This window comes from Telluria sp. Soil_C_11 (assembly GCF_057657395.1).
The window spans coordinates 91,780-98,802 of the sequence record NZ_JBDGIN010000015.1; the positions used below are offsets into that span (position 1 = coordinate 91,780).

Sequence of the window (7,023 nt, forward strand, 5' to 3'; positions counted from 1 at the left end):
ATACTGGCTCATGCGTCCAGTGGGCGCCGTGGGCTCGGTGAGTCCACGTCCGCTTTTACCGCAATTCGAGTTCCAGGGCCGGCTTTTCGCCGTAGTCCTCGTAGCGCTCGTTGATGCCGATGATGCAGAAGGCCATTTCTTCCAGCACGTCCTCGGCGCGCTCGCGCATGGCGTCGGAGTGCAGCACGACGATGTGCAGGGTCTCGTCCGGGCCGAGACGGATGCTGCTCATGCCGTCCTCGTCGCGCAGGTAGCTCAGGCAGTCGACCCAGGAATCCATGGTGTGCGGATAGGAATCCGGAAAGCCGAAGGCGCGCTGGCTCTCGGCGTGGAAGCTTTCGGTGTCGACGATTGCGGCGCCGTTCAGTTCGACGGTGGCCATAGGATTCTCCTGGTGCGAACAGAAATAGCACCGTCGTCCCCGCCTGCGCGGGGACGACGGTTATTCGTGGGTTGAGTGATGTGGCCAGTATGCCAGCAGAACGCCGGCCAGGCCGTACAGTTCGGCTTCAGGCCTTCAACGCGTTCAGGCCCAGCACATCCTGCATGTCGTACAGGCCGGTCTGCTTGTCGGCCAGGAAGCGTGCGGCGCGCAGTGCGCCCTGGGCATAGCTGACGCGGCTGCTCGATTTGTGGCTGATCTCGATGCGCTCGCCGATGCCGGCGAACAGCACGGTGTGGTCGCCGACGATGTCGCCGCCGCGCACGGTGGCAAAGCCGATGGTCGACGGGTCGCGCTCGCCGGTCACGCCTTCGCGGCCGTAGACGGCGCACTGCTGCAGGTCGCGGCCGAGGGCGTCGGCGATGACCTCGCCCATCTTCAGCGCGGTGCCGGACGGGGCGTCGACCTTGTGGCGGTGGTGGGCTTCGATGATCTCGATGTCATAGCCCTGCGAGAAATTCTTCGCCGCCATTTCCAGCAGCTTCATGGTCACATTCACGCCGATGCTCATGTTCGGCGCAAACACGATCGCGGTCTTTTCGGCGGCGGCGCGGATCGCGGCCTTGCCGGCCTCGTCGAAACCGGTGGTGCCGACGATCATCTTGATGCCGTGCTCCGCGCAGTACGCGAGGTGCTGCAGCGTGCCTTCCGGGCGGGTGAAGTCGATCAGGTACCGGGCGCCGGCCAGGCCCTGGTCCAGGTTTGAGCGGATCGTCACGCCCGTCAGCTGGCCCGAGAAGGCGCCGGCGTCCGAGCCGATGAAGGGATTGCCTTCGCGATCGAGCGCGCCGGCAAGCGTCGCGCCGGGATCGGCGGCGATGGTTTCGATCAGCATGCGGCCCATGCGGCCGCTGGCGCCGGCGACGGCGATGAGCAAGGGAGTAATGAGCTGGTCCATGTCTTACTCCCCGCCGCGCTTGGCCGCGTCTTCGCGCTTGCGCTTCAGTTCGTCCAGCGATTCCTGCTCGGTCTTGACTTCGTACTTCGAGATGCCGATCAGGCGCGAGATGTATTCACGCTCGGTCGGCAGGTTGCCGCCGTCGATCCTGGCCAGCAGGTTGTCCTTGAAGTAGACGGTGACGCGGCTGGTGGTCAGCTCGCCGTTGCCGCGCGCGAGGTAGAAGGGATAGTCCCAGCGGTCGGCGTGGAAGGCGTCGGTCAGCAGCGGGGTGCCGAGGATGAACTTGACCTGGTCGCGGGTCTGGCCGAGTTTCAGCTGGCTCAGCATTTCCTGGGATACGAAGTTGCCCTGCTGGATGTCCGGACGGTAGGGCGAGAACACCCACAGGAATTTCTGCAGCTTGGTGACGGTGGTGGTCTGCGCGCCCGAATTCGCGATTGCCGCGGACTTGTCGGCATCGGCGGCGACCGCGCTAGGTGCGGTGCTGACCGGGGCTGCCGGCTTGGTCTGGTTACGCCAGGACGCGCAGCCGGAGACCGCCATGGCCGTGACGGCCAGGCCGGCCACGAGCACTGCCCGGGCGTGGGAACGATGGAAAACGGCATTCATGACGCGCATATCTAACCTTAAAAACGATTGAGCGAGACTCTGGAAACGCTATATCATAAAGCACTCCGCACATCTCAGCCCATCTAAGAGTAACAAAACATGAGCAACAACCCAACCGACCTGAAGGCCAGCGGCCTCAAAGCGACGCTGCCGCGGCTGAAAATCCTGGAGATCTTCCAGAACAGTACGGTGCGGCACCTGACGGCGGAAGACGTCTATAAAACCCTGTTGAACGAGAACATGGACGTGGGCCTGGCGACGGTGTACCGCGTATTGACCCAGTTCGAGCAGGCTGGCCTGCTGAACCGCAATCACTTTGAAACCGGCAAGGCCATCTATGAGCTGAACGCCGGCTCGCACCACGACCACCTGGTCTGCCTGGACTGCGGCCACGTCGAAGAGTTCTACGACGAGGAAATCGAAATCCGCCAGCAGAAGATCGCGCTGGAGCGCGGCTTCAAGATCGCCGAGCACGCCCTCGCCATCTACGGCAACTGCCAGAAGACGGACTGCCCGCACCGGCACTGACCCTCACTGCTGCGCCGCGCGCCTCCCGGCCGCGGCCATCACCTTGCGGACCGCGTCGATCACCAGCTCCGGTTCATCCAGCTCGATATGATGGCCACTCCCCAGGGTCAGCACCTGGGAGCCGTCGCTGAACTGGCGCAGGAAATCGGCGTGCAGGTCGCGCTTGATCGCCACCGCCTCCGTCGTCTCCAGGAAGAATTCCGGCTTCTCCACCTGCCGCACCGAGGTCAGGACCACCACCGGCACGTCCGGCAGCCTGCCGTCCAGCGGCGCCGGCAGCTTGCCCGCGTCGAGCACCGGCTGCAGCTGCTGCAGCTCGGGCTGGAACCTGGCCGGCACGATGGCGGCGAACTGCCGGTCGTCATCGCCCGCCCGCCTGGCGTCGAGCCTGCGCAGCGCCGGGGTGAAGCGTTCGTCGGTGGGGTCGACCAGCACCATGCCGGCCACCCAGTCCGGATGGCGCACCGCGAAGGCGCGCGCCAGCAAGCCGCCGTAGGAATGGCCGACCAGGATAAAGGGCGGCTTCAGCTTCGCGGCAAGCACCAGCTGGTCGAGCTCCTGGCTGCTTTGCAGGATGGTGCGCGGCTCCGGGCGCGGGTCCGAGGTGCCGTGGCCGGCGCGCGAATAGGTGAGGACGTGCGCCGACTTCGCCACCTCCGGCGCGACCTTGCGCCAGGCGCCCAGGCCGGTGCCGAAACCGGATTCGAAGATCACGGTGTAGCGCCCGCTGCCCTGCTCCGACATCTGCACCTGCCAGGCGCCGACGGCGATGCGGCCGTCCTGGGCCGGCGCTTCGGTCCGGACAGCCGCGCAGCAGACCAGGACGATGGCGGCGAGCAAGTGGGAACGTCTGAATCGGATCACGGCAATTCCTTGGCGGATGGCGCGCACGGCGCAATGCACCGACTATATCCGGCAGGCGCTTCGGCCGACACTGTAAGAAACCGCAGGAATCTCAGGGGTTGCTGAGCGCGTTCGACAGCAGCTTGGCGGTGATGTCGACGATCGGGATCACGCGCTCGTAGGCCATGCGGGTCGGGCCGATCACGCCCAGGGTGCCGACGATCTTGCCGTTCACCTCGTAGGGCGCGGTGACCACGCTCATCTCGTCCATCGGCACCAGCTTGGATTCGCCGCCGATGAAGATCTGCACGCCGCCGGCCTTGCTGGAAACGTCCAGCAGCTGCATCAGGCCGGTCTTCTGCTCGAACATCTCGAACATCTGGCGCAGCGAGCTCATATTCGAGGACAGGTCGGCCACCGACAGCAGGTTGCGCTCGCCGGCGATGACCATGTCGTCGGCGTCCTGCAGCGCTTCGCTGCCGGCTTCGACCGCGGCCTGCATCAGGCGCCCCATGTCCTCGCGCAGCTGGCGCAGCTCGCCGGTCAGGCGCGCGCGCACCTGGTCGAAGGACAGGCCGGCGAAATTCTGGTTCAGGTAGTTGGCCGACTGGGTCAGCTCGGAGGGGCTGTAGTCGACGTCGGTCAGCAGCAGGCGGTTCTGGACGTCGCCGCGCGGGTCGACGATGACCAGCAGGATGCGCTTTTCCGACAGGCGCAGGAATTCGATCTGCTGGAACGCCGACTCGCGGCGCGGGCTCTGCACCACGCCGGCGAACTGCGACAGCGAGGACAGCATCTGGGCCGCATTGGCGAGCACCTTCTGCGGCTGGTGGGCGGGCAGGCGCATGCCGGCTTCGACGGCGTTCTCGTCGATTTGCCGCACGGTGAGCAGGGTGTCGACGAAGATGCGGTAGCCGCGCGGCGTCGGGATCCGGCCGGCCGAGGTGTGCGGGCTGGCAACATAGCCCATTTCCTCGAGGTCGGCCATGATGTTGCGGATCGTGGCGGGCGACAGGTCGAGGCCGGAAATCTTCGACAGCGCACGTGAGCCGACCGGCTGGCCGTCGGCGATGTAGCGCTCGACCAGGGCTTTCAGCAGGGTTTGTGCACGGTTATCGAGTTGCATGCTCACATTATGCCTGTTCGCCAGCCGCGTGTGCAGTCATGTGTGCCGTCAGCCATGCCGTCAGCCGTGATCGCGCTTGAGCCAGTCCAGCAGCTCGTCGAAGTCGCGTACGATCGCGTCCGGCACGACCCCGTGCTCGACATGCTTGTTGCTGCCGTTCCGGTTCATCCACACCCCGCGCATGCCGATCTCCTGGGCGCCCTGCACGTCGAGCAGCACGTCGTCGCCCACGTACACGGCGTCCCAGGGCGCCACGTCGAGCGCCTTGCAGCCGGCCCGGAAGATCGCCGGGTCCGGCTTGGCCACGCCCAGCTGGGGCGCAGATACCCAGGCCTGGAAATGGTGGTCCAGGCCGATCGCGCGCAGGTCGGCGTTGCCGTTCGTGATCGCGCCGAGCGCCACCCTCCCCTTCAGGCGCAGCAGGCCCGGCACCACGTCGTCGAAAGGCACCACGGCGTTGCGCGCGGCAAAGAATTCCGCCATCGCCAGCTCGACCTTGGCGGGATCCTCGCCAGCCTGCTGGAAGGCCTCGAGCAGGCCGGCGCGGCGCAGTTTGCCCAGGTCGAGCTGGAATTCCGGCTGCCGCGCCAGCAGCTCCAGGCGCGCCTGGCGCAGGCCGTCGATCGTGAACTTCTGGGCGACGCGCGGCGCGTTCTCGCGCAGCCAGGCGAACAGGGTCTCTTCGGCCTGCAGGATCACCGGGGCGATCGGCCACAGCGTATCGTCGAGGTCGAACAGGATGGCCTTGGGCCACTCGCGTCGGGTCGTTGTCATGCTTGGGAATGAAAGGGGGGCCATTCAAGCATAGCGAGGCCGGCCGTGAAAATCAACGCAAACGCGTCGTTACACCGTGATACAAAGGCAAATGAGGCTGCGGCTTGGCAAATGCTCTAAAATGTCGGGCAATATTCTACTCAGCGGTGCCGCCGGGTCTTCCGTGCGCCATCCCGTCCAACGGAGATTCTATGAAGAGTTCTACCCTGTATGCCGGCGCTGTGCTGGCATGCGCGCTTGGCCTGTCCGCCTGCGGTGGCGGCAGCGGCGACCTGGCCCTGACCGTCTCGATCGCCGGCGGCGTGACCAAGGATGGCCTGACCTTGCGTAACGAAGGCAACGGCGAGGAAATCGCGGTGCCGGCCGGCGCCGGCAGCATCGTGTTCAAAAAATACCTGTCGACCGACGACGAATTCAACATCGTCACCAAGACCGTGCCGTCGAACGTCGAGTCCTGCACGGTCACCAACGGCAAGGCGCGCGCCAACTACTACACCGTCTATACCACGGTGCCGTCGGTGTTCTGCAAGATCAAGACCCACCCGCTGTCGGTCACGGTAAATGGCCTGAACGGCACCGGCCTGGTGCTGGTGAACGGCTCGGATCGCCAGACGGTGACGCCGCCGGCGACCGCCGGTGCGCAGGTGTCGGTGCCGATGGCGCAGATCCCTGAAGACGGCCCCTATGGCATTGCCGTGCTCAGCAGCCCGACCAACCAGACCTGCACCATCAACGGCGGCAGCGGCACCATGACCGCGACCGGCCCGAGCACCACGCCAGTGGTCACCTGCCAATAATCTGGAGAATAGAGTATGAAGTTCCACTTCGCGCGCCCGGCCCTGGCCCTGGCTGCATCCCTGGCTCTGGCGTCTTGCGGCGGCGGCGGCAACGAGACCTATCCGGTCAAGGTGACGATCACGAACGTCCTGTATGAGGGCCTGGTCCTGACCACCAACGGCCAGGAAGTCGCCGTGCACGTGGCTCCCAAGGCCGGGGATCCGGTGGTCGTGACCTTCCCGAACGGCCTCGACTACGGCACCTACTACAACGTGGTTCCGAAGGGTGGCACCGCCGCCGGCGGCGGTTCCCAGCCGGCGCACCAGAACTGCTCGACCAACAGCTTCCCCCGCGAATACGGCACCGCCGGCCAGACCGCCTCGCTGGAGTCGGCGCGCAAGCCGGCGATCGAAGTGTTCTACAACTGCGTCATCAAGGCCTATCCGCTGGGCGGTACGGTCACGGGCCTGACCTCCGGCAACCTGACCCTCATCAACGGCAGCAACAGCCAGGTCACCATCACGGGCAGCACCACCACCAGCCCGCTGCCCTTCGTGCTGACCTCCGTTCCTTACGGCTCCAGCTTCGGCGTGACCGTGCTGACCCAGCCGGATGGCTTCAACTGCACCGTCGCCAACGGCACCGGTGACATGCTGGAAGCCCAGGAAAAGAACGGCGGCGTGACCAACATTGCCGTGACTTGCACGCCGAAGAGCTGAGCCAGGCAGAGGTAGTTTCGGAGGAGATATTTTTGTTTCTTATATCGAATATTCTAAACAAAAATTGGACGAATATGCTGTGATGCAGCATACTGCTTCCTGTCTCCTCCAACTCTCCTCAGAAAAGAATTGGATTTAAGCCCGCCCTCAACAGCGGGCTTTTTTTTGGTTCTACGCGGTTGCTGGGGGAAGTTGGGATTGACGATCTGAGCAGATAGTGGTGGCGGTGGTTTGGAGTTGGTAGATTGATAGTCGCCAAACAAGTCAATCAACCAAACCACCGCCATGCTCAATGCTATGTCGT

The 7,023-nt window shown here is 64.8% G+C and carries 10 protein-coding genes; 3 read left to right on the forward strand and 7 right to left on the reverse strand.

The genetic code is table 11. The annotated features are described in order from the left end of the window. Positions 1-55 precede the first annotated feature (55 nt). The 3 genes from AC3A6M_RS20205 to AC3A6M_RS20215 all read right to left on the reverse strand — a co-directional run bounded on the left by AC3A6M_RS20205 (position 56) and on the right by AC3A6M_RS20215 (position 1,961). Entirely contained in the window at positions 56-382 is a 327-nt protein-coding gene (locus AC3A6M_RS20205; RefSeq protein ID WP_230026254.1) for a barstar family protein, read from the reverse strand. 127 nt (positions 383-509) lie between these two features. Continuing rightward, a complete protein-coding gene (dapB, locus tag AC3A6M_RS20210; protein WP_487854532.1) occupies positions 510-1,328 on the reverse strand; it encodes a 4-hydroxy-tetrahydrodipicolinate reductase in 819 nt (272 codons plus the stop codon). Between the two features lie 15 nt (positions 1,329-1,343). After that, complete coding sequence (locus tag AC3A6M_RS20215; RefSeq protein ID WP_487854517.1) at positions 1,344-1,961, reverse strand: outer membrane protein assembly factor BamE; 618 nt, start codon at positions 1,959-1,961, stop codon at positions 1,344-1,346. 90 nt (positions 1,962-2,051) lie between these two features. Between AC3A6M_RS20215 and fur the strand changes: the two genes are divergently transcribed. Continuing rightward, positions 2,052-2,480 (forward strand): ferric iron uptake transcriptional regulator, encoded by a 429-nt coding sequence (gene fur, locus AC3A6M_RS20220; RefSeq protein WP_487854518.1) that lies wholly within the window; start codon positions 2,052-2,054, stop codon positions 2,478-2,480. Between the two features lie 3 nt (positions 2,481-2,483). Here the strand turns inward: fur and AC3A6M_RS20225 are convergent, their stop codons facing one another. From AC3A6M_RS20225 to AC3A6M_RS20235, 3 genes are all read right to left on the reverse strand, one after another. Beyond that, complete coding sequence (locus AC3A6M_RS20225) at positions 2,484-3,344, reverse strand: alpha/beta fold hydrolase (protein ID WP_487854519.1); 861 nt, start codon at positions 3,342-3,344, stop codon at positions 2,484-2,486. A 91-nt stretch (positions 3,345-3,435) separates the two neighbouring features. Then, the gene (gene hrcA, locus AC3A6M_RS20230; RefSeq protein ID WP_487854520.1) at positions 3,436-4,449 is read right to left on the reverse strand and encodes a heat-inducible transcriptional repressor HrcA; all 1,014 of its coding nucleotides are present in this window, start codon (positions 4,447-4,449) and stop codon (positions 3,436-3,438) included. Positions 4,450-4,509: 60 nt separating this feature from the next. Next, a complete protein-coding gene (locus AC3A6M_RS20235; RefSeq protein ID WP_487854521.1) occupies positions 4,510-5,223 on the reverse strand; it encodes an HAD family hydrolase in 714 nt (237 codons plus the stop codon). Positions 5,224-5,414: 191 nt separating this feature from the next. Here AC3A6M_RS20235 and AC3A6M_RS20240 point away from each other — a divergent pair, with 191 nt between their 5' ends. Next, positions 5,415-6,020 (forward strand): hypothetical protein, encoded by a 606-nt coding sequence (locus AC3A6M_RS20240; protein WP_487854522.1) that lies wholly within the window; start codon positions 5,415-5,417, stop codon positions 6,018-6,020. A gap of 15 nt (positions 6,021-6,035) precedes the next feature. Beyond that, entirely contained in the window at positions 6,036-6,719 is a 684-nt protein-coding gene (locus AC3A6M_RS20245; RefSeq protein ID WP_487854523.1) for a hypothetical protein, read from the forward strand. A gap of 53 nt (positions 6,720-6,772) precedes the next feature. Here the strand turns inward: AC3A6M_RS20245 and AC3A6M_RS20250 are convergent. Further along, a partial coding sequence (locus AC3A6M_RS20250; RefSeq protein WP_487854524.1) for a hypothetical protein occupies positions 6,773-7,023 on the reverse strand: 251 nt, incomplete at its 5' end.